The organism is Streptomyces abikoensis (genome assembly GCF_014648775.1).
In the GTDB taxonomy this organism is placed as follows: Bacteria; Actinomycetota; Actinomycetes; order Streptomycetales; family Streptomycetaceae; genus Streptomyces; species Streptomyces abikoensis.
In genome coordinates, this window is record NZ_BMRT01000001.1 from 78,031 (window position 1) to 102,949 (window position 24,919).

The 24,919-nt window shown below is 74.5% G+C and carries 18 protein-coding genes; 9 read left to right on the forward strand and 9 right to left on the reverse strand.

Annotated features, from left to right (window positions below):
- Positions 1 to 12 precede the first annotated feature (12 nt).
- Positions 13 to 2,259, forward strand: coding sequence for a 3-hydroxyacyl-ACP dehydratase (locus IE096_RS00335; RefSeq protein WP_189447205.1), 2,247 nt, complete (start codon positions 13 to 15; stop codon positions 2,257 to 2,259).
- A gap of 23 nt (positions 2,260 to 2,282) precedes the next feature.
- Here IE096_RS00335 and IE096_RS00340 read toward each other — a convergent pair whose 3' ends face one another.
- Positions 2,283 to 2,696 carry a hypothetical protein gene (locus IE096_RS00340; RefSeq protein ID WP_189447207.1) on the reverse strand — a complete coding sequence of 138 codons (414 nt, stop codon included), beginning with the start codon at positions 2,694 to 2,696 and terminating at the stop codon, positions 2,283 to 2,285.
- Positions 2,697 to 2,882: 186 nt separating this feature from the next.
- On the opposite strand from IE096_RS00340, the gene IE096_RS00345 reads away from it, so the two are divergent.
- A complete protein-coding gene (locus IE096_RS00345) occupies positions 2,883 to 4,079 on the forward strand; it encodes a DUF5005 domain-containing protein (RefSeq protein ID WP_189447208.1) in 1,197 nt (398 codons plus the stop codon).
- A 7-nt stretch (positions 4,080 to 4,086) separates the two neighbouring features.
- On the opposite strand, the gene IE096_RS00350 is transcribed toward IE096_RS00345, so the two are convergent.
- On the reverse strand, positions 4,087 to 10,071 hold the full coding sequence (locus tag IE096_RS00350) for a WD40 domain-containing protein (RefSeq protein WP_189447211.1): 5,985 nt from the start codon (positions 10,069 to 10,071) through the stop codon (positions 4,087 to 4,089).
- Positions 10,072 to 10,141: 70 nt separating this feature from the next.
- Between IE096_RS00350 and IE096_RS00355 the strand changes: the two genes are divergently transcribed.
- Complete coding sequence (locus tag IE096_RS00355; protein WP_229819827.1) at positions 10,142 to 11,344, forward strand: SLC13 family permease; 1,203 nt, start codon at positions 10,142 to 10,144, stop codon at positions 11,342 to 11,344.
- Between the two features lie 12 nt (positions 11,345 to 11,356).
- Here IE096_RS00355 and IE096_RS00360 read toward each other — a convergent pair whose 3' ends face one another.
- The 4 genes from IE096_RS00360 to IE096_RS00375 all read right to left on the reverse strand — a co-directional run bounded on the left by IE096_RS00360 (position 11,357) and on the right by IE096_RS00375 (position 14,661).
- A complete protein-coding gene (locus tag IE096_RS00360; RefSeq protein ID WP_189447212.1) occupies positions 11,357 to 12,259 on the reverse strand; it encodes an inositol monophosphatase family protein in 903 nt (300 codons plus the stop codon).
- The gene (locus IE096_RS00365) at positions 12,240 to 12,983 is read right to left on the reverse strand and encodes a hypothetical protein (RefSeq protein WP_189447214.1); all 744 of its coding nucleotides are present in this window, start codon (positions 12,981 to 12,983) and stop codon (positions 12,240 to 12,242) included. The genes IE096_RS00360 and IE096_RS00365 overlap by 20 nt, the downstream gene beginning before the upstream one ends.
- Positions 12,984 to 12,990: 7 nt before the next feature.
- Positions 12,991 to 13,953, reverse strand: a complete 963-nt coding sequence (locus IE096_RS00370; protein WP_189447216.1) for a hypothetical protein — start codon at positions 13,951 to 13,953, stop codon at positions 12,991 to 12,993.
- 150 nt (positions 13,954 to 14,103) lie between these two features.
- The gene (locus IE096_RS00375) at positions 14,104 to 14,661 is read right to left on the reverse strand and encodes a L,D-transpeptidase family protein (RefSeq protein ID WP_189447218.1); all 558 of its coding nucleotides are present in this window, start codon (positions 14,659 to 14,661) and stop codon (positions 14,104 to 14,106) included.
- Between the two features lie 151 nt (positions 14,662 to 14,812).
- Between IE096_RS00375 and IE096_RS00380 the strand changes: the two genes are divergently transcribed.
- Positions 14,813 to 15,547 (forward strand): acyltransferase, encoded by a 735-nt coding sequence (locus IE096_RS00380; protein WP_189449422.1) that lies wholly within the window; start codon positions 14,813 to 14,815, stop codon positions 15,545 to 15,547.
- Positions 15,548 to 15,563: 16 nt separating this feature from the next.
- Here the strand turns inward: IE096_RS00380 and IE096_RS00385 are convergent, their stop codons facing one another.
- The gene (locus IE096_RS00385; RefSeq protein ID WP_189447220.1) at positions 15,564 to 16,814 is read right to left on the reverse strand and encodes a cytochrome P450; all 1,251 of its coding nucleotides are present in this window, start codon (positions 16,812 to 16,814) and stop codon (positions 15,564 to 15,566) included.
- A 414-nt stretch (positions 16,815 to 17,228) separates the two neighbouring features.
- Between IE096_RS00385 and IE096_RS00390 the strand changes: the two genes are divergently transcribed.
- Together IE096_RS00390 and IE096_RS00395 are read left to right on the forward strand one after the other, a co-directional pair.
- On the forward strand, positions 17,229 to 18,404 hold the full coding sequence (locus IE096_RS00390; protein ID WP_189447222.1) for an acyl-CoA dehydrogenase family protein: 1,176 nt from the start codon (positions 17,229 to 17,231) through the stop codon (positions 18,402 to 18,404).
- Positions 18,405 to 18,586: 182 nt separating this feature from the next.
- Entirely contained in the window at positions 18,587 to 20,014 is a 1,428-nt protein-coding gene (locus IE096_RS00395) for a flavin monoamine oxidase family protein (RefSeq protein WP_189447224.1), read from the forward strand.
- Between the two features lie 75 nt (positions 20,015 to 20,089).
- Here the strand turns inward: IE096_RS00395 and IE096_RS00400 are convergent, their stop codons facing one another.
- Positions 20,090 to 21,109, reverse strand: coding sequence for an NAD(P)-dependent oxidoreductase (locus IE096_RS00400; RefSeq protein WP_189447226.1), 1,020 nt, complete (start codon positions 21,107 to 21,109; stop codon positions 20,090 to 20,092).
- Between the two features lie 43 nt (positions 21,110 to 21,152).
- Between IE096_RS00400 and IE096_RS00405 the strand changes: the two genes are divergently transcribed.
- A complete protein-coding gene (locus tag IE096_RS00405; protein WP_189447228.1) occupies positions 21,153 to 21,764 on the forward strand; it encodes a TetR/AcrR family transcriptional regulator in 612 nt (203 codons plus the stop codon).
- Between the two features lie 317 nt (positions 21,765 to 22,081).
- Positions 22,082 to 22,297, forward strand: a complete 216-nt coding sequence (gene iscX, locus IE096_RS00410; protein ID WP_189447229.1) for a Fe-S cluster assembly protein IscX — start codon at positions 22,082 to 22,084, stop codon at positions 22,295 to 22,297.
- A gap of 40 nt (positions 22,298 to 22,337) precedes the next feature.
- On the opposite strand, the gene IE096_RS00415 is transcribed toward iscX, so the two are convergent.
- Positions 22,338 to 23,675: a flavin monoamine oxidase family protein gene (locus IE096_RS00415; RefSeq protein WP_189447231.1), complete on the reverse strand. Its 1,338-nt coding sequence runs from the start codon at positions 23,673 to 23,675 to the stop codon at positions 22,338 to 22,340.
- A gap of 218 nt (positions 23,676 to 23,893) precedes the next feature.
- On the opposite strand from IE096_RS00415, the gene IE096_RS00420 reads away from it, so the two are divergent.
- Positions 23,894 to 24,898, forward strand: coding sequence for a trypsin-like serine peptidase (locus IE096_RS00420; RefSeq protein ID WP_189447233.1), 1,005 nt, complete (start codon positions 23,894 to 23,896; stop codon positions 24,896 to 24,898).
- Positions 24,899 to 24,919: the final 21 nt, after the last annotated feature.

The window sequence follows — 24,919 nt, forward strand, 5'->3', positions numbered from 1 at the left end:
GGGATGGACGGCGTGGACGGACTCGACTTCGACGGCATCCCCCTGGAGCCACCCCACGGGCCGCGCCCGGAACACGACCCGGCACCGTCACCGGACGGCGCGGCCACCCCCACCGGCATCGCCCGGACGTTCGCGCGCGAAGTGCAGCGGGCCCACGCGGCGGCGCTCGACGCCCACCGCGCCATCAGCGCCTGGCAGGCCGGCCTCGTCGCGGCCCGGGCCGTCCTCACCCCGGCCTCCCGCCCCGGCGGCGTGCCCGACGCGTGGGAGCGGTGGGGCGGCCCCGCGTCGGCCCTGCGCGCCGGGGCACGGGCGCTGGCCGAGGCCGTGGCACCCCGCCCGTGCCCCGGCGTGTTCACCGTGACCTGGCACGATCCGGTGCCGTACGCGCCCGCCCCGCTCCGCGCCCGCTCGGCACCGGACGGCACCTGCGAGGTCCTCGACGGCGAGCGCGCGATCCTCACGCTCCGCGCGAGCGACGACGCGAGCGACGAGGGGCCGCCACGGCGTCAGGTGCCCCGGTTTCCGGAGGAGTTCGCTCCGCACGCGGTGACGGACGTCCACCGGCTGACCCGCGCGGAGCTCGACGCGCTCGCCGCCGGGGACGTCGCGGGCGTGTTCGGCCCCGGCCACGACCAGCGCGGCCTGGAGCCGGACGAGCTGCCCGCGCCCTGGCCGGCCCGGCTGCTGGAGGAGATCACGGTCGGCCCGCGCACGGGCCGGTACGGCCAGGGCCTGCTGACCGCCACGGCACGACCGGCCGACGACCGGAACGGCGGCCCGCAGTGGCCGTACCCGGTCGCGGCGGCCCTGGAGGCGCTGCGCGTGTACGCCTTCCACCAGGGGCTGCACCTGTGCCTGCCCGGGGCCCGGGTGCTCCCGCTGCCCGGCCGTCCCGTGCGCGTCGCATGGCGGGGCGGCCCGGACGGGCCGGAGACGCACGGCGAGCCGTGGCGGCTGACGGTGGAGGTCGTCGAACTCGGGCTGCTGCCGCGCCCGTACGCGGTCGCCGACTGCGAGATCACCTCCGGCGGGCGGGTCGTGGCACGGCTGCACGACCTCGGCGCGACGGTACGGGAGCGGCCCGGCCCCGGCCTCGCGCCGCATCCGGACCGGGGCTGCTGCCGGAAGACGTCCTCCGGCGCCCGGGCCCGCTACCACGAGCTGCACATCGCCCACAGCGCCGAGGGCGATCCGTCGGAGCTCGGCGCGCCCGGCGGGGCGACCACCGCACCGGTCCGGCCACGCCTGCCGGGCGCGGGGCTGCGCATGGTCGACCGGGTCGTCGACCTCCACGGCGGCGAGGGACCGGAGCGGGCGGGCGCCCGGCTGGTCACCGAGCACGACGTCCCGGCGGACCCCTGGTACGGCCGGGAACACGGCGGTGGCCTACCGGTCTTCGCCCTGATGGAGATGGCCCTGCAGCCCCTCGGGCTCCTCGGCGGGCTCTCCGGGGCCATGCCCACGCATCCGGACCGGCCCTTCGTGTGCCGCAATCTCGAGGGCCGGGCACGGCTGACCCGGGCGTGCGACCCACGCGCGTCGACAGTCGTCCAGGAGTCCGTGCTGCTGTCCACGGCCGTCATGCCGGGGGCGGTGGTCGACCGGTACGCGTTCTCGCTGAGCACCGGCGGCGAGGTCTTCTGCACGGGCGAGGCGGCGCACGGCTACCTCACGCCCGAGGTGCTCGCCCTGCGGCAGGGCCTGGACGGCGGCCGGGAGACCCTCCCGTGGCTGGAGCGGCGGCCCGTCGCCCCGGCCGGGGCGCGTCGGCTGGACGTACGGCACGACGCCCGGCTCGGGCGGGGCCGGCTGGCGCTGCTGGAGGACGTGGTGCTGGTCCCCGGGGGCGGGGAGCACGGCGCCGGGTACGTGCTGTGCGACAAGGCGGTGGACCCCGGCGACTGGTTCTTCGGCCGGCACTTCCCCCACGACCCGGTGCTGCCCGGGTCGGTCGGTGTGCAGATGCTCTTCCAGGCCGTGCGGGCCTTCGCGCTGTACACGGGGCTCGCCGACCAGGCGTCGCCGGGGCCGGGCCCCGAGGCCGTGCCGGGCGAGGAGCTGCGCTGGACCTACCGGGGCCAGATCCTGCGCGAACACCGGCGGGTGCGCGGCGAGGTCCACATCCGTGAGGTCCGCGCGGCCGGCGGCACGGTGCTGGTGCGCGCCGACGGCAGTGTGTGGCGCGACGGCCTGCGGATCTACCGGGCCGACAACATCGCCGTGGCGCTGCCGGACGCCCGCCGGGGCACGCCGTGAGGGGCCGCCGGCCCGGCGGCCCCTCACTCCACCGCCGTGTGCTCCGCCGCGTGTTCCCGCTCGGTGTTCTCCTCCTCCACCGCCCGGCGCAGCTGGGCGTCCTGGATGAGGCTCGTCGGGTAGAGGACGCGGCCGAGGGCGTAGGGCTGGGCGTACACGGCGATCAGCTGGCGGATCTTCGAGCTGTCGGCCTGGGACGGCACGTGGGCGGCACGGACGGGGACACCCTCGTCGTCGGCCCCGGGGAGACCGGCCCACATCTCCTCGGCGGCGCTCATCAGCTCGTCGGCCTCCTCGCGCAGACGGTGCCAGGCGCCCTCCCGCACTGCCTGCTCCATGGCGGAGAGCGAGCCGAGGATGGTGACGTAGTCCTCGGCCAGGCGCTCCTCCTCGGGGGTCGGTTCCAGCGCCTTGACGGCCAACTCGGTTGCGTACACGGACACCTCCACGAACGGACGGGGGATCCGGGACCACACGCACGGTCCCGGCCCACGGCATCGTCGCGCCCCGGGTGCGCGGCCGTCACTGTGCACTCTGACCGTGCTGCCATTTATCACCCGCTCGGCCGAGCGCGGGGAACGGCCGCCGGGGTCGCGGGCCGACGCGCCGGTTGACTGTGCGCCATGTGGATCTCCTGGACGCCGCACCGGACGCGCCGTCGGCCGGTCGTGTCCCGGCTGCTGCTCGTGGCCGCCGCCGTGGTCTGCGCCTTCCTGCCGCCGCGAGCGGCGCCGGACGCCGGGGGGCCGCCCGAGGTCGTCTCGGCGCGCCCGCTGACGGCGCTCGACGAGGCGTTCGGGAGGTACGCCGACCGGGTGCGCGATCCGGGCCACTGGACGGGCGGCGACAGCACGTACTCGGTGCCGACGCCCGCCGGTGAACTGTGGGTCTTCTCGGACACGTTCCTCGGCACGGTACGGCCCGACGGCTCCCGCTCCCCCGTCACCGGGGAGGGCGGTACGACGCCGTTCGTCCACAACAGCTTCGTCCTGTGGCCCGCCTCCGGCGCCCCGCGCACGGTGACCGGCCGGGACGGGGCCGGGCGGCCCGACGCCCTGGTGTCGCCGCCGCGGCCGGACGAGTGGTACTGGGCGCGGGCCGGGATCCCCGACGGCCGGGGCGTCGCGGTCGTCTACGCCCGGTACGCGCGCACCGGCACCGGGCCGCTGGACGTCGCCTGGCGCGGCTCGGTGCTGGCGAGGTTCCGCGAGGGGCGGCTCTCGCGACCGGAGTCGGTCACCGCGCTGCCGTCGTCCGCCGGGATCTCCTGGGGCGCGTGGCTGGCCCGGGAGGGGAACCGGACCTACGTCTACGGCACCGAGGCGGCCCCCTCCGGCGGTACTCATCTCCATCTGGCCCGGGTGGACGGGCCAGATCTGCGCGGGCCATGGCGCTACCGGGCCGCCGACGGCTCCTGGTCCGGCGAGGAGTCGCGGGCCGCGCGGCTCACCGGTCCCGGCGGGACCGCCCTGCGGGTCTCGGACGAGCTGAGCGTCGTCCGGCACGGGGCCTGGTACGCCCTGGTCGCCCAGCGGGCGGACCAGCCGTTCAGCGCCGAGCTGCGGCTGGCCTGGGCGCGCTCCCCCGGCGGGCCGTTCACGGCGCCGCGCACGGTGTACACGGCGCCGGAGGCGGGCCCGGACGGCGGCTACCGCAACCCGAACGTCCTGGCGTACAACCCGCACGAGCACCCGGAGCTCGCGCACGGCACGGACGAACTGGTCGTCTCCTACAACGTCAACAGTCTCGTCCCCCGGGACGTCATCGACCGCGCGGGCGTCTACCGCCCCCGTTTCCTGCGGATCAGGACCAGTCGATGACGGGTCGTCAGAGTTCGTCGTCCAGGGCCAGCCGTCGCACCCCGGGCAGGTGGCCGTCGAGCTCGCCGGGCTCGAACCGGCACATGCCCACCACGTGCCAGAACTCGCCCGCGATGTCGCCGTCGAACTTGTAGCCCCCCGAGGAGTTGAGGGCGGCCCAGCCGCCCGGGACGCCGATGAGCGTGGCCCGCGCGGCCGGGTCGCCGTCCTCCGGCAGGGACCAGAGCCGTACCGTGCCGTCCTCGGCGCCGCTGGCCAGCAGGGAGCCGTCGGGGCTGAAGGCGAGGGCGAGGATCCGGCCGGTGTGCCCGGTCAGCCGGCCGGTCCCGGTGCCCGTCAGGGGGTCCCACAGGCGGATGGTCCGGTCGTCGCCGGCGGTGGCCAGCAGGGAGCGGTGGGGGTGGGCGGCGGCCGTCCACAGCCGTCCCGTGTGGCCCCGCAGCCGGTGCGAGGCGGCGCCGTCCCGCCAGACGATGGCCTGCCCGTCCCAGGAGGCGCTGGCCAGCCAGGCGTCGCCGGGGCCGTGGACGACGGCGTACACCCGGTCGGTGTGGCCGGCGAGTTCGGCGACGAGGCGGCTCTCGGTGAGGTCCCACAGCCGTACGTAGGTGTCGTCGCAGCCGGTGGCCAGTCCCCTGCCGTCCGCCGTGAAGGACAGGGAGCGCACCCGGCCCCGGTGCTGGCCGAGGGTGGTCACATGGGCGCCGGTGCTGCGGTACCAGAGCCGGACGGTGTCGTCGTCGTTGGCGGTGGCGAGGATCTCGCCGTCGGCGCTGAATGCCTCGGCCCAGACATGGTCGGTCTCGGCGTCGATCTCGCGCTGGTACTCGCCGGTCTCGGCGTTCCACACATAGACGTCGCCGTCGCTGCTGGAGGTGGCGAGCAGCGGGCCGCGCGGGGTGAACACGGCGGAGACCAGCCGGTCGTTGTCGCCGGTGAGCTCGCGCACCCGGCGTCCGGTGGCGGGCTCCCAGATCCGGACGACGCCGTCGTTGCCGCAGGCCGCGAGCCGGTCGCCCGACGCGCCGAAGGCCAGGCCGACGACCTTGCGGCCGTGGCCGCGCAGGACGCTGCGGCCCCGGCCGGTGGTGGTGTCCCACAGCCGGACCGAGCCGTCGTTGCCGGCCGACACCAGCAGTGGTCCCGACTCGGGGGCCGCCGGGCCGCCGTGGGGGCGGAAGCGGCAGGCCCACACCGAGCCCTGGTGGTCGGCGGGCTGCCGGCGCAGGGGCGCGGCCGTCCAGCCTCCCGCGGGCGGGGCGGCCTGGGTGATCCGCCAGAGCCGGACCGAGCCGTCGCTGCCGCCGGCCGCGAGCATGCCGCCCTCGGGGTCGAAGACCACCTGGTACACGGCCCCGCCGCCGAGCAGCGGAGGCCCGGCGGCCTCGCCGGTGCGCGGGTCCCACAGCATCACGTGGCCCTCGGTGTCGCCGCTGGCCAGCAGGGTGCCGGAGGGGTGGAAGTCCAGGGTGTAGACGCGGCCCGGGTGGCCGGCGCAGGCGTGCCGCTGCCGCAGGGTGGCGACGTCCCAGATCCGGACCGTGCCCCCGGCGCCCTCGCCCATGTCGCCGGTGGCCAGCAGGGTGCCGTCGGGGCTGAAGCGGGCGCGGTAGACGGCTCCCCGGTGGCCGTCGAGCTCGCCGAGGAGCCGGCCGGAGCGGGTGTCCCACAGCCGCACGCACGCGGCGGCGTCGCCGGTGGCCAGGACGGTGCCGTCGGGGCTGAACACGGCGGTGTAGACGGGGGCCTTGTGGCCGGGGAGGCGGTGCGTGGCGGTTCCGTCGCCGACGTCCCAGAGGGTGACGGTGCCGTCGGCGTCGCCGGTGGCCAGCCGTTCCCCGGTGAGGTCCAGGGAGACGGGCCAGACGCCGCCTTCGTGGACGTCGAGCCGGTGGAGACACCGCCCGGAGACGGGGTCCCACAGCCGTACGGTGCCGTCCGCGCCGCCCGTGGCGAGGACCCCGCCGCGGAACTTCACGGCGTAGACGCGGCCCGTGTGGCCGTGGAGGGTGCGCAGGGCGGTGCCGGTGGCGGCGTCGCAGACCAGGACGCCGCCGTCCTCGCTGCCGAGGGCGAGGAGTTCGCCGCCGGGGCTGAAGGAGACGGGTTCGGGCAGCCTGCTGGTGCGGGTGTCGAAGCCGTAGGGGACGCCGACGGCGGCGGGGCGGAACCCGGGCTCGGCGGTCAGGCCGGGGGCGACGGCGGCCGCGCGGAGTTCGGGGGTGTCGAGGACGGCCGGTTCGGTGACCGCGTTGATCAGGGCGGCGCGGTGCCAGCGGCCGCCGTCGACCCGGACGCCGCGCAGATCGGTGCCGACGAGCCGGGCCCGGCGGAGATCGGCGCCGCGCAGATCGGCGCCGCGCAGATCGGCGTCGTCGAGGCGGGCGCCGGCGAGGCGGGTGTCGCGCAGGATCGCGCCGGAGAGGTCGGCGCCGACGAGGCCGGCGTCGGTGAGGTCGGCGCGGGTGAGGTCGACTCCGGAGAAGTCGCGGTAGGAGAGGTCCTCCCCGGCGAGGACGGCGCCGCGCAGGTCGGTGTGGGCGGGGATCCGCAGCCTGCTGAGGATCTTCATGGCGTTGGCCCGGGCCGTCTCGCCGGCCGTGCCCTCCTCGGCGCCGTCCTCGCCGCCGAGGGCCCGTTCGGCCCACTGCTGGCAGGTGCGGTGGTCGGCGAGGTCGCAGAGGAACTCCACGGCCAGCCGGCTGAAGGGGCGGCGGGCCAGGAGGTCGGCCTCGCCCGTCTCGCCCCGGCCGAGCCGGACGGCGGCCTCGCGGGCCACCAGCCATTCGGCCACGGAGCCGTGGATGAACCGGAACAGGCCGTCGTCGGTGCGCACGAGCAGGCTGCCGGAGCCGACGGAGTGGGCCGCCTGGGGCACCGAGAGCCGGGAGTCGGCGAGTTCGGTGAGGGTCTCGGCCACGTCGTTGAGCTCGTCCAGGCGCAGGGCGCTCTCGCCGCTCTCCCACAGCCGCAGGGCGAGGGTGGTGACGGCCTGCCACAGCTGGGCCAGGTCCAGTCCGGGGACGGCGCCGGGCCCGCCCCGGCCGCGCCGGGCCTCGAAGCGCAGCCAGGAGGTGAAGACCTCCTCGTAGAGGCCGGCGGGGCTGAGCGCGCGGCCGGCGCCGGCGACGGCGCGCAGCCGGTCGTGGTCGAGGTCGGCGACGAAGCTGAGCAGCCGGGGGTTGCGGCTCAGGGCGAGCAGGTCGGGGATGCCCTCCAGGAGCCGGAGGCGGCGGTCGGCGGCCTGTTCGTCGCCGTAGCGGTTCACCAGGTAGGAGCGGATCTGCTGGGGGGTGAACTCCTGGACGGCGAGGACCCGGCGCTGCGGGAGCAGCCCGACGCGTTCGCCCAGCGCGGTGAGCACCTGGGCCTGGGAGCTGAAGTGCTGGGTGCGGCTGCTGACGACGATCTTGGCGCTGTCGACGGCGGCGTCGAGGAGGACCTGGAGGTGGTCGGCGGCCCGGTCGTAGGTGACCTGGTTGACGAGTTCGTCGAAGCCGTCGAAGAGCAGGACGATCCGGCCCTGGCCGAGCATGTAGCGGAAGGCGCGCAGGTCGATGGTGTCGACGCCCTGGCCGGCGAGGTGGGCGGCGACGAGCCCGTCGAGGGTGTGGGCCCGGTCGAGCCCGCTGAGCTGGATGAGCACGGGAGTCAGGTGGGGCAGTTCGGCGGGGACGCGGCGGGCGATCTCGCGCAGGGCGAAGGTCTTGCCGTGCCCGAAGTCGCCGAGGAGCAGCAGGAAGCGGCCGTGGTCGGCGTCGAGGAGGCGCAGGACGTCGTCGACGAGTCCGTCGCGTTCGGCGCCGCCGGGGCGTTCCAGTTCGCGGTAGCGCTGGGGGAGGTAGAGGGAGGGCTGGTACTGGGGGTCGGCGGCCAGCCGCTCGGTCTGGGCGGCGACGTAGCCGCGCAGGTCGAGCAGGCCCTGGAACTCGGTGAAGCTGCGGACGAGGACGCCCCGGCGGCGGGCGTGTTCGCGGAGCTCGCGCGGGGGCGGCGGGCCGTCGTGGACGAGTTCGGCGTCGGGTTCGGCGCCGGAGGCGTGGACGTGGTCGATGAAGTTGTCGATGTCCTCGGCGCGGGGGGTGCCGACGAGGACGCCGACGCGCTGCTGGCGGACGAAGCCGGACTCGGTCCAGGTGACGAGCAGGCCGGGCGGGTCGCCGGGGAGGCGGCGGAGCTGGACGTGCTGATGGCGGACACGGCAGACCTCGGCGACGCGGGAGAGCAGGGCCTCCTGGGGGCCGGGGGCGGCGCGGGCCTCGTCGGGCCCGGTGGGCGGCGCGTCGGGGGCGGGAGGGCCGGGGTCTTCGGGGACGGGGGCGGGGGCGGCCGGCTGTTCGGGGGCGAAGACGTGGTGGGCGCTCCGCCAGCCGGGGGTGTAGCGGCGGGGGGCCTCGCCGGGGCTCTCGGGCCAGCGGGTGAGCCCGTCCCGGGTGATCTCCAGGAGGCGGTAGCGGCCGGGGGCGGCGGCGCCGAGGACGGGCAGGTCGCGGCCGGCCAGGGGCAGGACGGCGGCGGTGGCCCCGGCCGGGCCGGTGGTGCGGGCGGTGGTGGCGGGGCCGTGGAGCAGGAGGTGGAGCCTGGGGGCGGTGAGCCGGGTGAGGACGTCGGTGTCGCGCAGCGTCGCGGCGGCGGGGCGCCGGCCGGGCGTGGGGCCGCCGGGGCCGCCGGGGTCGTAGCCCAGGGCGCGGCCGGGCGCGGGGGCGGTGGGTGCCGGGGTGGGGTCGGGGGCGCCGTCGGGTGCGGGGGCGAGGGTGCCGCGGGTCTCCGGGGCGTGGCGCAGGGCGCCGAGGCGCAGCCAGCCGTCGCGTTCGTAGGGGCGCAGGGCCTGGGCGAACCATGCGGCCTGTTCGGGGCCGAGCAGGCCGTACTGGTCCTCGGGGCGGTGGCTGTGGGCCATGGAGGAGTTGAGCCCGGCGACGACGGTGCGCAGGGCCGGGATGGGGAAGAGGGTCCAGGGCTGGTCGCCGTCGAAGACGGCGTCGAGGCCCTGGTAGAGCTCGCGGAAGAGGCGGGCGTAGTGGCGCCACTTGGGCCAGTAGGGCGGCCGGGGGCGCATCTCGTCGGCCTCGCAGGTGGCGAAGTAGGCACGGCAGGCGGCCTGGCTGACGTCCTGTCCGCCGGGGACGATCACGAGCCGGTCGGCGGCGAGGCCGAGGCGGGCGCGGAGGCCGGTGAGGAAGGTCAGGGCCTGGTCGCATTCGCGGGGGCTGCCGGAGGCGGTGAGGTCGCCGGTGACGACGAGGAGGTCGGGGGCGGGGGCCCCGGCGTCGGTGAGCTCCACGAGGTCGCCCCAGACGGCGGCCTGGAGTTCGGCGGGGTCGGCGCCGCGGCCGAAGCCGGGGCCGGCGAGGTGGAGCACGGAGACGGTGTCCCGGGCGCGGTGGCCGGTGGCGGCCTGGGGGTAGCCGGGGGCGGTCGCGGGGCGGCGGCGGCCGGCCCAGCCGGGGCTGCCGGGGCCGGGCCCGGCGGGCGGGACGCTCATGACGGGGGTGGGTGCGGGGCCGTGGGGGTGGCCGGGGAAGCCGGGGTGGTGGTCGGGGCGGGCGCGGCCGTCGAGGGCGTGGCCGACGCGGGTGAGGAGGAGTTCCCGGGCGGCGGCGGGGTCGTGGACGCCGACGAGGTCGACGTAGGTGATGGTGGCGAGGAGGCCCTCGACGGGGATGTCCTCCACGCGCACGGTGATCAGTCTGCGTTCGGGGGCGTCGGGGTCGGCGCGCAGGGCGGCCTGCCACTCCATGCGCCCGTAGCGGGAGCGTTCGTAGTTGCGGGAGAGGACGGCGATGACGGCGGCGGACTCGCTGACGCCCCGGTCCATGAAGTCGACGAAGTTGGTGCCCGGTACGAAGTCCCATGCCTGGAGGACGATGCGGTATCCGGCCTCCTCCAGGGTCCAGGCGATCCAGGCCGCCCAGCGTTCGTCCGCCGGGGAGTAGCTGATGAAGAAGTCCAACGGCCTTTGCCGCTCGTCGGTTTCCTGGCGTGCCACCATGGCCCCATCCTAGGAACGGAGTTCTCCTGGGTCACTGTGTTCGTCATGAACGCTGTGTCATGCTCGGGGCGTGCGTGTCTTACGAGGGCTGTCCTCGCGTCTTCATCCCCTGGACTGGCTCGCGGGCGGGATCCTGGTCTGTGGTCTGCTGTTCCTGGCGACGGGGCTGCTTCCGGCGGGGTCGGCCGGGGACGCGATGCGGCGGATCGCGCCGTTGCTGGCGTTCCTGGGCACGGTGATCGTGCTGGCCGAACTCACCAGCCGGGCCGAGGTGTTCGACGTGGTGGCCTCGGGGGTGGCGCGGGTCGGGCGGGGCAGTTACGCGAGGCTGTTCGTGCTGTGTGTGGTGTTCGCCTCGGCCACCACCATCACGCTCAATCTCGATACGACGGCCGTGCTGCTGACGCCGGTGATGCTGGCGCTGGCGGGGCGGGTGGGGATCGCGGCGGTGCCGCTGGCGATGACGACGGTGTGGCTGGCCAATACGGCGAGTCTGCTGCTGCCGGTGTCGAACCTGACGAACCTGCTGGCGGCGGACCGGGTGGCGCTCTCGCCCATGGGGCTGGCGGAGCGGATGTGGGCGCCCCAACTGGCGTCGATCGCGGTGACGATGGGCTGTCTATGGCTGTTCTACTGGCGCCGGGGCCGCCGAGGTACGGAGTGCTACGTTCCGCCGGAGGTCCACCGGCCCGCCGACCGGGTGCTGTTCCGGGTGTGCGCGGTGGCCTGCGCGGGTTTCCTGCTGGCGATCCTGATCGACGCGGTGCCGCTGTGGACGGCGTCGGCGGTGGCGGCCGCGCTCGCCGTGGCGGCCTTCGCGGTACGCCGACGCGCGGCGCTGCGGCTGTCGTTGGTGCCGTGGCGGCTGTTGATCCTGGTGCCGGGGTTGTTCCTGGTGGTGGAGACGGTCAATGTCAACGGGCTCCACGAGCTGCTGGCCCGGGCCGTGGGCACGGACGGCGGTCTGCCGGGGATGCTGCGGGCGGCGGGCGTGGGCGGGGGGCTGGCCAACGTACTCAACAACCTGCCGGTCTACCTGGCGGGCGAGTCGGCCGTGCCCGTGGGCAACCACGACCAGTTGCTGGCGCTGCTGATCGGCACCAACGTCGGCCCGGTGATCACTCCCTGGGCCTCCCTGGCGACGCTGCTGTGGTTCGAGCGCTGCCACGCGCAGGGCGTGCGCGTGTCCCCGGGGCGGTTCATGGGGACGGGCGCGGTGCTGGCCGCCGGCGCCCTGCTGGCGTCCGTCGGCGCGCTGGCCCTGACGGGGTGAGCGCCCCGGCCCCTACGGCGTGGGCGCCGTCGTGGGCCGGCCCTCCGCGACCAGTTCCAGGAGGGAGGGGAGGACCTCCGGCCGCCCGGCGACGAAGCTGCGGTCGGTGTCGGGGCCGCCGACGCCCCCGTGGAAGGCGCCGCCGTCCAGGGCCCGGATGGCCAGGCCCGCCTCGGCGGCCAGCAGCGCCCCGGCGGGCAGGTCGATGGCCTCGGCACGGTAGCCGACGAAGCCGTCGATGTCGCCGCGGGCCAGCATCGCCCAGGCCAGCAGGGGCGCCCACAGCTGGAGCACCCGCCGGGAGCGCGCCTCCAGGGCGTCCTTGAGGGCGCGGGCCACCGGGTCCCGGCGGGCGACCGCGTGGCCCTGCGTCCAGGCCAGCAGGGGCCCGGCGGCGGACGGGCGGCCCGCCGGCCCGGTCAGCCGGCCGCGCGGCCCGTACGCGCCGAGGCCCGCCGAGGCCGTCCACGTGCGGTCCGTCACCGGGTCGTGGACGACGCCGAGCACGGGCGCCTCGCCGACGCACAGGGCGATGCCGACGGCGTAGGCGGGCAGGCCGATGACGACGTTGTTGCTGCCGTCGAGGGGGTCCACCAGCCAGGTGCGGCCGGTCCGCTCGCCCCCGGGCGCCGCCGGGACGGGGCCCGCCTCCTCGGAGAGGATCCGGTCGCCGGGGAAGCTCTCCCGGAGCCGGCCGACCACCAGGCTCTCGGCCATCAGGTCGAGTTCGGTGACCACGTCGCCCCGGTCGTCCTTGGCCCGCACGCCGTAGTCGTCGTGGAAGCGCGAGCGCAGCAGCGCGCCCGCCTCCCGGGCGGCGCCGACGGCCACCCGGCGCTCCGCCGTCAGGGAACCGGCCGGCCCGCCCGGGTCCGGGGACCCGGCGCGGCCGTCGTCATCGGCAGTGGTGTCCATCGATCCTCCTCAGGACGGTGCGGGCCGTCCGGGCGGTCTGCGCGGCGTCGCATGTCTGTCGTACCACCCGGTGCGCGGGGCCATGCACCGGTCCGAGGGTGAGGTCGCGGTGCCCGGGCAGGGAACGGCCGAGCAGCAGCGTGGCCGCGACGGTGCCCGGCGGGACGACGGTGGTGTGGAACTCCCCCGCCGGGAGCCGGTAGATCCCGCCGGCGACGCCGGTCTCCTCGGGGCCGGGCGCGCAGCTCACCAGGCGGGGAGTCGGCCGGATCTCGTCCACCGCCGGCGCGTCGCACGGCCCGCCGGCCGGGCCGGGGCCGGCGGCGGTGCTGCGCACCTCGAAGAGCCGGTGCGTGGCACGGTCGGGCTCGTCGCGCACCCGGACCCGCAGATTGCCGACCTCCCCGTACAGCACACAGCTGGTCAGATCCCAGCTGTGCGCGTGCACGGGCGAGGTGGCCGGCCGGGCGGGCGGGCCCGGCGGCGCGTTGCCGAAGACGTGGTCGCCGAAGACGTGGACGCACACCCCCCGGTCGCCCTCGCGCCGCACCGGAAGGCACAGGAACCCCAGCGGATGGCGGACGGCGCGCAGCGCGCGCCGCCCGGAGGCGACCTCCTCCAGGACCGTCACGGCCGCCGCGAACAGCTCGCCGACCGCCGCCCCGTCTCTCGTCCCCCTCGCCATGGCCGCTTCGATGCGGTGGCAGTCCACGGGGCTGCGCACTGGAAGCTCACCTCCGGTAAGGGTTCTCCGCGTGCAGGGCCTTGTCGATGATGTCGCCGACGTCGCGGTCGGTGTAGGAGGCCGGGAGCGGCAGCCCGAGCCCTTCGAAGAGCCGGACGACCTCGTCGACCGTGGGCTCGTCGCCGAGCGGGACGGTGCGGGTGAGGTCCAGGGTGTGGGCCTGTTCCCGGCTCTGGTGGAGCTCGGTGACGTAGTAGTCGTAGAGCGGACGGTCGCGCTCCACCAGCAGGTTGACGCGCTGGGGGTCGTCCTGGGTGATGATCAGGCAGGAGTTGGAGAGGTCGAAGCGGAGCGTGGGGACGACGGAGGAGAGGTGGACGTCGATCTCCAGGGTGTCCAGGCGCTGCCGGTACCAGCAGGCCGCGAGCACGGTGGCGAGGGACTCCCTGCGGGTCCGCTCGGCGCTCCAGGCCTCCGCGGGCACCGCGTGCAGCCGGTGGGCGAAGGTCTGGCGGAAACGCGCGTAGGCGGCGCACGCCTGTTCGTCGGCCGGGCTGACGATGTCTATCTTCATGGTGAGGGAGCGGCGTTGCCGCTGGGCCTCGCGGACGCAGACGGGGAGCGTCACGGCGCGCAGATAGGTGCCGGTGCCGCCCTTGAAGACCCAGCGGTCGGTGGTCAGCCGGGCCCGGTCCAGGGCCGCCTCCAGCTCGGCGCCGGACAGGGAGCGCACCATGGTGAGGTCCTCCAGGGCGTGCCGGGTGCCGCTCATGGCCGCGCGGATGTCGGCCGTCCGGCGCCGCCGCTCGGTGAGCGTCCCCAGTACCAGCGCGGCGAGGACCAGCAGGATCGCCCCGGAGGTGATGTTGTCCTTGACCGGCATGTCGAGGACGTCGAGGACGCCGATGGTCAGGGCCGCGCCCAGGGCGATGACGCCGTCGAGGTTCCTGATGGTCCAGGCGATGGCGTTCTCCACGCCCCGCCCCAGCCGTGCCGCCGTACCCGCCATGGCTCCCAGCCTCTCCCCCGGTTACGGCAATCGTATGAGCCGGGTGCGGCGGGCGGCCAGGCATATACCCGGTGACAGGTACGTTCCGCGCCAGGGCGGCTCCGGTCCGCTCGCGGGGGCGAACCGGCCGTAGGCGGGGGCGCGTTGGGCTCAGCCGCCGGTCACCCGCAGGGTGGTGGGCCAGCCGTGGCGGTCGAGGATCCGGTAGAGCTCCTTGATGTCGGCGGGGCGGAGTTTGACGCAGCCGTGGGAGGTGTAGTCGGCGGGGCCGTCCCAGCGCTGGTACCCGCCCCGGCCCTGGCCCCCGGAGCGGGTCATCTGGCTGTGGATGAACAGCTCGGTGCGGTCGGTGCCGTCGTGGCAGCGCTTGGCGCCGAGCTCGATGGCGTAGCCCTTGATGAGGTTGCCGTCATATGCCCTGTGGTGCCGGCCGAGGGTGTACGTGCCGTCGGGCAGCCAGCCCCGGCCGCGCAGGCACTCGTCGGGCACCCGGCCCGAGCCGGCGCGGTAGGTGACGACGGGCCAGCCGTGCCGGACGTAGGTGAGCCGGGAGTCGTCCGGGGTGTGCTTGGTGAATCTCAGGTAGGTGCCGCCCCCGCCGGCCGTCGCCCGGTCGGCCGGGGCGAGGAGGGCCGTGGCGGCGAGCGCGGCGGCCAGCGCGCCGCGCAGGAGGGCGTGCCGGGCCGGGGAGGACGGAGGACGGGGCATCGGGAGGTCTCCTTGGCGGTGGCCGGTGGTCGGGGGTGGAAGTCGGGGTGGGGAACGGGGTGGGGGCCGGGGTGGGGGCCGGGGTGGGGCGAAGATCACAGGGCGGAGCGGGATCCGGCCGGTGGGCGCTGAGTACGGTGAGCGGGTGCCGATGCAGAACCTGTTCCCCACCCTGGCGCGCTGGCGGCGCCGGGCCGCTTCGGCGGCCGTCCACCGCGGCGCCCGCTGGGTGCGGGAGGCCGGGGCCGTGACCGCCGAGTGCCCGGGCCCGTACCGTTTCCGCCGGCTCGGCCGGCACTCCCGGCTCGCGTTTCCGCAGGGCACCATCTTCGGGGAGCCGTGGATCGAGATCGGGGAGCACTGCGTCATAGCCCAGGACGTGACGCTCACCGCCGGGATGCTGCCCGGGCTCGACCTGGGGCGGGAGACGATCGTGCGGCTGGGCGACGGCGTGGTGCTGGGGCGCGGCAGCCATGTGATCGCCGACGCGCCGCTGACCATCGGGGACGACTGCTTCTTCGGCCCGGGCGTGTACATCACGACGACCAACCACAGCTATGACGACCCCGAGGTGCCCGTCGGCAAGCAGTGGCCGCGCAGCGAGGCCGTGGAGATCGGCGCCGGCAGCTGGCTGGGCACCGGGGTGGTGGTCCTGCCCGGTGCGCGGCTCGGCCGGAACGTGGTCGCCGCGGCGGGCGCGGTCGTCCGGGGCGAGGTGCCCGACCACGCGGTGGTGGCGGGGGCGCCCGCCCGGATCGTGCGCACCTGGGACCGGGAGGCGGGCTGGCAGCCGCCGCTGCGGACGCCGGCGCCGGTGCCCGTTCCCGACGGTGTCACGGCCGAGCAGCTGAAGCGGCTGGAGCCGGGCCCGGCGGACGGCGGCTGAGGGCTCGCGCCCGCGCTCACCAGGCCACGGGCAGGGTCTCGGGGCCCCTGTTGATGGAGCCCCGCCGCCAGCGCATGTCCTTGGGCTCGACGGCCAGGCGCAGCCGGGGGAAGCGGTCCAGCAGGGTGGAGAGCATGACCTCGGCCTCCATCCGGGTCAGCAGCGCGCCCACGCAGTAGTGGGCGCCGTGGCCGAAGGACAGGTTGGGTGCCTCGTCCCGGCCGAGGTCGAGCCGGTCGGGGTCGGTGAAGACCGAGGAGTCCCGGTTGGCGGCCAGGTAGGAGACGTAGACGACGTCGCCGTCGCGGATGGTGGTGTCCGCGACGGTCAGGTCGGCGGTGGCGATGCGGGGCAGGCCGACGCCGTTGCGGTGGGGGATGTAGCGCAGCAGTTCCTCCACGGCTCCCGGCAGCAGCTCCGGTTCGGCGCGCAGCCGCTCCAGTTGCGCGGGGTGGGTGAGCAGCGCGTAGACCATGTTGGAGACCTGGTTGCGCACGGCGTCCATGCCGTTGAGGACGAGCATGACGGCGAGCGAGACGAGCTCGGCGCGGCTGAGCTCCCCCTGCGCGTGGGCGGCGACCAGGGCGCTGAAGAGGTCGTCGCCGGGGTCGGTGAGGCGGCGGTCGGCCAGGGTGCGGAAGTAGCCGGCGATCTCGCGTTTGACCGCCTCGCTCTCCGTCTGGGTGTGGTCGCTGGAGAGGATGACGGCGCGCCAGCTCTGGAGGAGGTCGATGTCGCGGGTGGGCACGCCGAGCAGATCGCCGATCAGCTGGGCGGGCAGCGGGCCGGTCAGGCACTCCGTCAGGTCGGCGGGCGGGCCCTGGCGGGCCATGCGCTCGGTCATCCGGTCCGCGAGCTCCTGGGCCCGGGGGCGCAGGGCGGCCACCCGCTTGCGCCCGAAGGTCTGGGCGACCAGGCGGCGCAGCCGGGTGTGGTCGGGCGCGTCCGTGCGGCCGATGCCGCCGGCGGGGGCCACCACGTGCGGGGTCATGCTGGTGACCGGCCGGTCGACGGTCAGGGCGCGGCTGAGGGTGGGGTCGGAGGCGACGGTCTTGACGTCCTCGTAGCGGGTCACCAGCCAGGCGTCCCCCTCGCCGAAGCGCATCCGGACGCGGGCGATGGGCTCCTCCCGCAGCAACCGGTGGAGCAAGGGGTCGAATTCGAGGGCGGGCAGCGGGTCGACGGGCCAGTCGTGCACCGTGCCGCCGGGGCGGCGGTCGGGAGCGGCCCCCTCGGCCGGGGACGACTCCGGGAAGGAAGCGGTCATGCGCGTTCACGTCCTCATCTCGTGCCGGAGGCCCCGGGCCGCCCGACGGAACAGTCCCGGACATACTGGCTATTCCCACGCCGGAAAGGGGCATTCGCCGGGCCGGGGAATGCACCCACAGGAGTGAAGGGCGGGCCCTCGCGGGGCCTCGGTCCCGGGACCTCGCGGCCCGGAACGAGGCCATTCGGCTCATTGCACGGCACTGCCGGATTTGCCCCCGCGCCGATTCGGGGGTAATTCCCATCAGCGGCTCATCCGACGGTCATCGGGCCTTCATCGGCCGCTCCCGCGATGACCGTCGCGTTACCGTCCCTGCCCTTTTTCGATGCAGGCCACAGGTACAGTCGCCGCTGGACTGACAGGGACGCCCGCCGGGGCGGCCCATTGCACCAATTATCAATGCCAGGAGGCAGGATGAGCGCGTCAGAAATCGGTGCCGCCGAGGTGCTGGCAGCGGTCCGGGACATTGTTCCGACGCTCCGGGACAACGGCCGGAAGACCGAGGACCAGCGCTGGATATTGGCCGACAACATCGAATTGCTGGAAAAGGCGGGCGTCTTCCGTGTCGCCGTGCCCAAGAAATTCGGTGGCCTGGACCTCCCGGTGGCCGACCAGGCCGAGATCATTTCCGAGATCTCCCGCGGCTGCGGCTCGACCGGCTGGGTCTCCATGGTGTGGATCTCCACCGCCTGGATCGCCAGCCTCTACCCCGACAAGGCCCAGGAGGAGATCTTCGCCGAGGGCTCGGTGCGCATCTCCGGCGGCTTCACGCCGGGCGGCACCCTCAAGCCGGTGGACGGCGGCTACATCCTGAACGGCACCTGGCGCTTCAACACCGGTGTCCCCGGTGCCCAGTGGAACGTCCACGCCGCGCTGGTGGAGAACGAGAGCGGTGAGCACGAGGAGCTCTTCGCGATCGTGCCGACCTCGGACATCGAGATCGCCGACGACTGGGACGTCTTCGGCGCCTCCGGCACCGGCAGCGCCACCTCCACGGCCAAGGACGTCTTCGTCCCGGCGCACCGGATCGTCGGTGTCGACGTCTACGACGCCTCGACCCGCGACCGCTGGAACGCCGACCTCAAGGGCCGCAACTACAACCTCACCAGCTACATCCTGGCCACCTGCGCCCCGGTGTACCTCGGTCTGGCCAAGGGCGCGCTGGAGCTGTTCCTGGAGCGCACCCCGGGCAAGGCCATCACCTACACCAACTGGACCGACCAGGCCGAGCACCCCTACACCCAGGTGCAGGTGGCCCACGCCGCCAACAAGATCGCGGCGTGCGAGGCGCTCCAGAACGTGTGGCTGGAGACCATCCAGCGTCCCACCGACGCCGGCGAGAAGATGACGACGGAGGAGAAGGTCGCCGTCCGCGGTCAGGTCGGCTATGTCGTCCAGGCCACGAAGGAGGCCGTCGAGACGCTGTTCAACATCAGCTCGGCGTCGGCCATCCTGCGCGGCGCGCCGTTCCAGCGGAGCTTCCGTGACATCGCGGCGCTGTCGCTGCACGGCCTGCTGACGCCCGTCAGCTCCCTGGAGGCGCACGGCCGTGTCCTCCTCGGCCTGGAGCCGGGCACCGACTACATCTGATCCGCCGCCGCGGCGACCCGTGGCGTGAACGGGCGAGGACCGGCGGGGTTTTCCGCCGGTCCTCGCGTATGACCCCGCGCGACCCGGCCCCGCCGGGCCCTCGCTCCCCCACCCGCTCCCTTCCTCAGCCGTGCGTCGGCGCGCCGACGCACGGCCATCCGACATCCCATCGAAGGATTGCCATGAACGCTCACGACTCCGGCTCCGTGAAGGTCACCGACCGCCGGCTGGGCCGCCGGTCGCTGCTGAAGGCCGTCGGTGCCACCTCGCTGGCGGCCTCCTTGAGCCCGGTCCTGGCCGGCACCGCGCGGGCCACCGAGGAGACCCGGCTCGACGCGATCGTCATCGGCGCGGGCTACGCCGGCGGCACCGTGGCCCGCGAGCTGGGGGCCAAGGGCCTGCGGACCCTCGTGCTGGAGGCCCGCGACCGGATCGGCGGCCGGATATGGACGGGCAGCTTCGCCGGCCAGACCGTCGACTTCGGCGGCGGCTGGCTCGGCCCACAGCAGGAGCTGGCGCAGAAGGAGGTGGCGCGCTACGGGATCAAGACGTTCTACGAGACCCCCGGTGACCGCGCCATGATGCCGGGCGACACCGGCCTGGTCGGGACGGACCTCGCCACGGTGTCCAGCCGGCTGTCCGGGCTGTTCAAGGAGCTGTTCAAGAACTCCGAGTCCTACTTCGAGCACCCCGCCGACCCGCTGTTCCGCAAGGACCTGCTGGCGGCGGTGGACCCGCTCTCGCTCGAGGACCGGCTGCGGCAGCTGTCGCTCTCCCCCGTCGACCTGAAGTGGCTCAACGGCGGCTCCGCCGTCTACGCCGGCGGCTCGAGCTCCTGGGCCGCGCTGACCAGCATGGCCCAGTGGTACCAGCTCGCGGGCGGCACCTACGAGGGTTTCGAGTCCACCATGGGCATCAAGCCCGTCGGCGGCATGACCGAGCTGCTGAAGGCGATGCTCGCCGACTCCAAGGCCATGGTGAAGCTCAGCTCCCCCGTCAGCTCCGTGACCGAGGCCAACGGCAAGGTCACCGTCCAGGTGCAGGGCGGCGGCGCGTACACCGCTCCCGTGGCGGTCGTCGCGACCCCGGCCAACGTCTGGAAGTCCATCACCTTCAACCCCGGCCTGCCCAAGGCGCACACCCAGGCGACCACCCAGGGCATGGGCGTGCCCCACGCGACGAAGATCTGGGTGCTGGTCAAGGGCAAGGTGGACGCGGTCTACGGCCAGGCCCCCGAGGGCTCGCCGATCCTGATGCTGGTGCCGCAGCAGCAGCTTCCCGAGGGCCGCCTCTTCGTCGCCTTCGGCGGTCCGTCGCTGGACACCAACGACAAGGCGAAGGTGCAGACGGCGGTCCAGGCGTTCCTGCCCGGGGCCGAGGTGTCCGACTACCGGGCCACGGCCTGGCACGCCGACAAGTACGCGATGGGCGGCTGGGGCATGCGCCGTCCCAACCAGCTGCTCCAGCTGTTCCCGCAGATCGAGCAGCCGCACGGCCGGATCGTCTTCGCCGGCGCGGACATCGCCAAGGGCTGGCACGGCGCGTTCATCGAGGGCGCGATCGAGTCGGGCCTGCGCGCCGCGCAGCAGGCTGCGGCCCTCGCGGGCTGATCCTCCGCACCGCTGACAGCGAGAACGCCCCCCGCCGAAGGCTTCGGCGGGGGGCGTTCCGCTGTTTCACCCGGGTCAGGCGGAGGGCTTCTTCAGGACCTCGATGAGGCTGGAGAAGCTGTTGCCCTCGAAGCCCTTGCCCATGCCGCGCTGGAAGATGTCCTGGACGGCCTTGAGCAGGGTGGTGTCGACGCCCGCGTCCTCGCTGGTGTGGAGGATGTGGTCGACGCTGGCCGCGCCCATCGCCAGGCGGTCCACGTCGCCGGGGTACTCGGCGTTGTCGACGTGCTGGGTGTAGAGCTCCAGGAAGTGCGGCATCATCGTCATCATGTTGGAGGCGTAGGGGAGCAGCTCCTTGGCGGAGACCCCGTTCGCCTTGCCCAGCGCCAGCGCCTGGTAGAAGCTGAGCATGCTGGTCCAGAAGATGATCATCTGGGCCTGGTAGTACATGGCCGCGAGGCCCGGGTCCTCACCGCGGTAGTCGGCGGCGGTGAGGACCTCGAGGGTCTCCTTGTACGTGTCGAAGACGTCGCGCGGGCCGCTGTAGTAGGTGGAGGAGCCCTCCTTGCCGATCAGGGGCGGGGGCACCTGGACGCCACCGGTGACGTGCTTGGCGCCGTGGCCGGCGGCCCACTCGAAGGCCGCGCGGGCCTTCTCCGGGGTGTCGGAGCTGAGGTTGATCAGCACCCGGCCGTCGAGGGCGGCCGTGGCCGGCTCGAGGATGGCGTACATGGCGTCGTAGTCCGTGAGGCTCAGCACCACGAGCTCGTTGGCCTTGAGGGCGTCCTCGATCGAGGGGGCCAGGACGGCGCCCTTGGCGACGAGCTCGTCGGCCTTGCTCGCGGTGCGGTTCCACACGGTGACAGGGTGGCCGTTCTCCAGGAACGCGGTCACCATCGCCTGGCCCATCGGGCCGAGCCCGATGACGGTCACTGCCTGCTTGCTCACTGGTTCTCCTTGATTGTTACCGCGATTGATACCGCTGTGCCGCTGATACCGCTGGGTGTCCGCTCCGCCGTCCTGACGGGGGTGCAGCAGGACGGAGGGGCGGCGGTCCGCCGGTTCTAGAACGAACGCTCTACCCAGAAGAAACATAGCACAGCGCTAGAGCGAACGCTCTATCCGTTAAACTCATGGAATGCAGACGACCAAGCCGCGACACGACGCCACCGAGGGAACGGACGCCGCCGTCGGCACCCGGGACCGGATCGTCCGGGCGGCGGCCCGGCTGCTCCAGCGCCAGGGATACGAAGGGACGGGCATCAAGCAGATCGCCCGCGACGCCGAAGCCACCCTCGGCTCCGTCTACCACTTCTTCCCCGGCGGCAAGCAGGAGCTCGCCGTGGCCGCGATCCAGCACGGCGAGCGCGAGTTCTCCGACATCCTGCGCGCCGGACTGGCCGCCGCCGACGACCCCGCCGAGGCGATCACCGCCTGCACCCGGCTGCTCGCCGACTCCCTGCGGGAGTCCGACTGGATGGACGGCTGCCCCGTGGCGGCCACCGCCCTCGAGACCGTCGGGCGCGCCCCCGACATCCAGCAGGCCTGCGCCGAGGCCATCGGCCACTGGACGGAGCTGGTCACCGAGAAGCTGCGCGGCGGCCTCGACGAGGACACCGCCCGCGATCTGGCCTGCGCGGCGATCAGCACCCTGGAGGGCGCCGAGCTGACCGCGCAGGTACTGCGGAGCGAGGAGCCCCTGCTGACGGCGGGCCGACATCTGGCCCGGCTGATCCGCACCTACGAGTAGGGGCGGCGAAGCGCCGTCCGGCCCGGCGTGCGGTCCACCGGCGCGGGAGGCGAAGCGGCCCCCTTCTCCGGCGGGCCGCGGCAAGGCGATGGTGCTCATGCTCTCTTTCGGGACGGGTTCTCGCTGTCGCACTTGACCGTGCGTCAATCCCGCGCCGACCGTAACGCGCAGTCACCCAACCCGTGCCCACCGTGCGGTAATCGCCCGGTCATCGCCGCAGGACAGCCCGCGATGAACGGACGGTGACCGGTGTGCGGCGAGCGCCCCGCCGCAGGGCTCCCTGGACCTCGCCGGCCCCCTCCGCCACACTCTGGCCCATGCGATGGACGGACATCGAAGAGATCGCGGCGGCCCTCGCCGAACAGCACCCCACCACCCGGCCGGTGACGGCCGATCTGGTCCGGATCCGGGACTGGGCCGCCGGGCTGACCGGCTTCAGCGACGACCCGACCCGCTGCAACGCCCGGCTCCTGGAGTCGATCCAGCTCGCGTGGAGCGACAGGACCACCGTCCGGGAAGACAGAGCCGGCTGACCCCCGGGCCCGCGACCCGCCCGGCGCCCCTCCGGGCCGCTCAGCTCGCCAGGACGCTCCGGGCCGCGCGGCGGCCGGAGAGCAGCGCGCCGTGGACCGTGCTGCTGTGGTCGGCGCTCGTCGCCTCGCCCGCGAAGAACAGGCGGTCCCCGACGGGTTCGGCCAGGACGTCGTGGTCGCCGGGCTCGAAGGCCGCGGCCGGGAAGGAGTACGAGCCCCGGGCGAAGGGGTCGGCCGCCCAGCGGGTGAGCCGGTACGCCGAGGGGTCCGCCACCCCGTCGCCGTAGACGCCGCGCAGGACGGCCAGGGCGTCGCCCACCACGGTGGCGTCGTCCAGCTCCTCCAGGCGGCGGGCGACGGGCCCGCCGTGGAGGACGGCCAGCACCGGGGCCCCGGTGACGCGCCGGAGGTCGAACCAGTTGGCGAAGGCGCCGTGCGGGGTGTCCTCCAGGCGGATCACGTCGCTGTCGTCCCAGAACGCCTCCGCGAAGCGCAGGTAGAGCTTGTCGTAGACGCCCATGCCCATGCGCTCGATGACGTCCGTCTTGGCCTCGGGGAGCTCCGGGGCGAAGGTGACGGCGCCGGCCTTCAGCACCCCGAGCGGCAGCGTGATCACGACCCGGTCGGCGGTGAGGACGCCGTGGCCGTCGGTGTGCACCTCCACCTGGTCGCCCCCGTGCTCGACGCGGGTGACGCGGTGACCCGGCCGTACGTCCAGCCCCTCGGCCAGGTGGTCCGTCAGCTGCGCGTAGCCGCCGGGGAAGACGGCCTCGACGCCCTCGTAGTCCTTGCCCCAGATCACGGCGGCCAGGGCCAGCTCCCCGATGCCCGCGCCCCAGTCGTCCTCCGCCATGCGGCCGCACGCCTCGAGGACCCTCCTGGCCCGCGCCGGCTCCAGGCCCGCGGCACCCAGCACGGCACGCAGCCCCTCCGCGAGGGACAGCCCCGGCTCGGCCCGCGCGGCGAGGGCCTCCAGCGCGCCGCCGACGGCCTTCAGGTCCTTCCCCAGGGTCTCCGTCTCGGCGCGGGTGAGGCGCCGGCCGTCGGGGGCGTAGGAGACCGTGCCGTCCTGGCTGCCGTAGTCGAGGGTGCCGACGTCGTACACGGCCGTGGCGGCCCCCGCCTCCGCGGCGAGCTCCGCGACGGGGTTGTCCTCGACGCCGTGGATCCACGAGGCGCCCAGGTCGATGCGGAGTCCTTCCCACTCCTCGGTCCACAGCCGCCCGCCGGTGCGCTCCCGGGCCTCCAGGACCGTCACGTCGTGGCCGGCGCGCCGCAGTTCCCGGGCCGCGTACAGCCCGGCCATCCCCGCGCCGACGACCAGGGTCCTGCGGCCGTCCGTGGGAGGGGCCGGAGTGCCGGTGCGGTAGATCGTCATACCGGAACCGTAAGCGATGGGGAGGGATCACGCGGCGGAAAACGGCCGGGGCCGACAGGGCATCATTGACGCGCCCCTGTCAATCCTTCGCCGTGCGTGGCACGCTCTTCTGACGCACCGTCGAATCCGCACCACTCGTCTGCCCGGACCCGGCAGCCGGTCCGGCCCCCCACACGGCCCCGCGCCCCACGCGCCCGGCCTCGGCAGAAGGAGTACGCGTGAGACGTCCCCACCGCAGCACCTCCGGCATCCTGCTGGCCGCCGGCACCCTGGTCGCCCTGGGCACTCCGGCCACCGCGTCCGGCGCCGCGCCGGCCGGGGCCGAACGGGCCCCGGCGACCGCGCACACGAGCGCCGCCCAGCGGGACGCCGTCGCCTTCTGGACCCCCGAACGGATGCGCTCGGCCACCCCGCTCGACGTGCCCGGCGCCGCCCCGGACGGTCTCGCGGCCCGGGCGGCCCGTCCCGCCGCGGAGTCGCGCGGCGCGGTGTCCACCGTCGCGCCCACCGTCCCGGCCGCCCCCTCCGCCGGGGTGAGGTCCCTGCCGCAGGCCGGCGGGCCGTGGACCGGGGGCGGCGCCGTCGTCCACACGATCGGGCGAGTGTTCTTCACGTTCCAGAACCGCACCGCCTCCTGCTCGGGTGACGCCGTGACCAGCAAGAACGGCAATGTCGTGCTCACCGCCGGGCACTGTGTGAAGTACCAGGGAAGCTGGCACACCAACTGGGTCTTCGTCCCCGGCTACCACGACGGGCAGTCGCCGTACGGCACCTGGGCGGCGGCGAAGACGCTCTCCACCCCGCAGTGGACGGCCAGCGAGGACATGAACAACGACATCGGGGCCGCCGTCGTCGGCCCGGTGGACGGCAAGCGGCTCACCGACGTCGTCGGCGGCCAGGGCCTCGAGTTCAACGGCGGCTACAACAAGGACATGTACGCCTTCGGGTTCCCGGCGGCGTCCCCGTACGACGGCAGCAAGCTGATCTACTGCAGCGGGACGTCCTCGAAGGACTTCCTGCTCACCCAGGACCACGGTCTGGGCTGCAACATGACCGGCGGGTCCAGCGGCGGCCCGTGGTTCACGTCCTTCGACGAGTCCACCGGCGCCGGGCTCCAGGCCTCGGTCAACAGCTTCGGCTACACGTTCCTGCCGAACACGATGTTCGGCCCCTACTTCGGCGACGAGGCCAAGAACCTCTACGACACGGCGCAGAACACCTGACGCCGGCGCGCGACGTCCCGC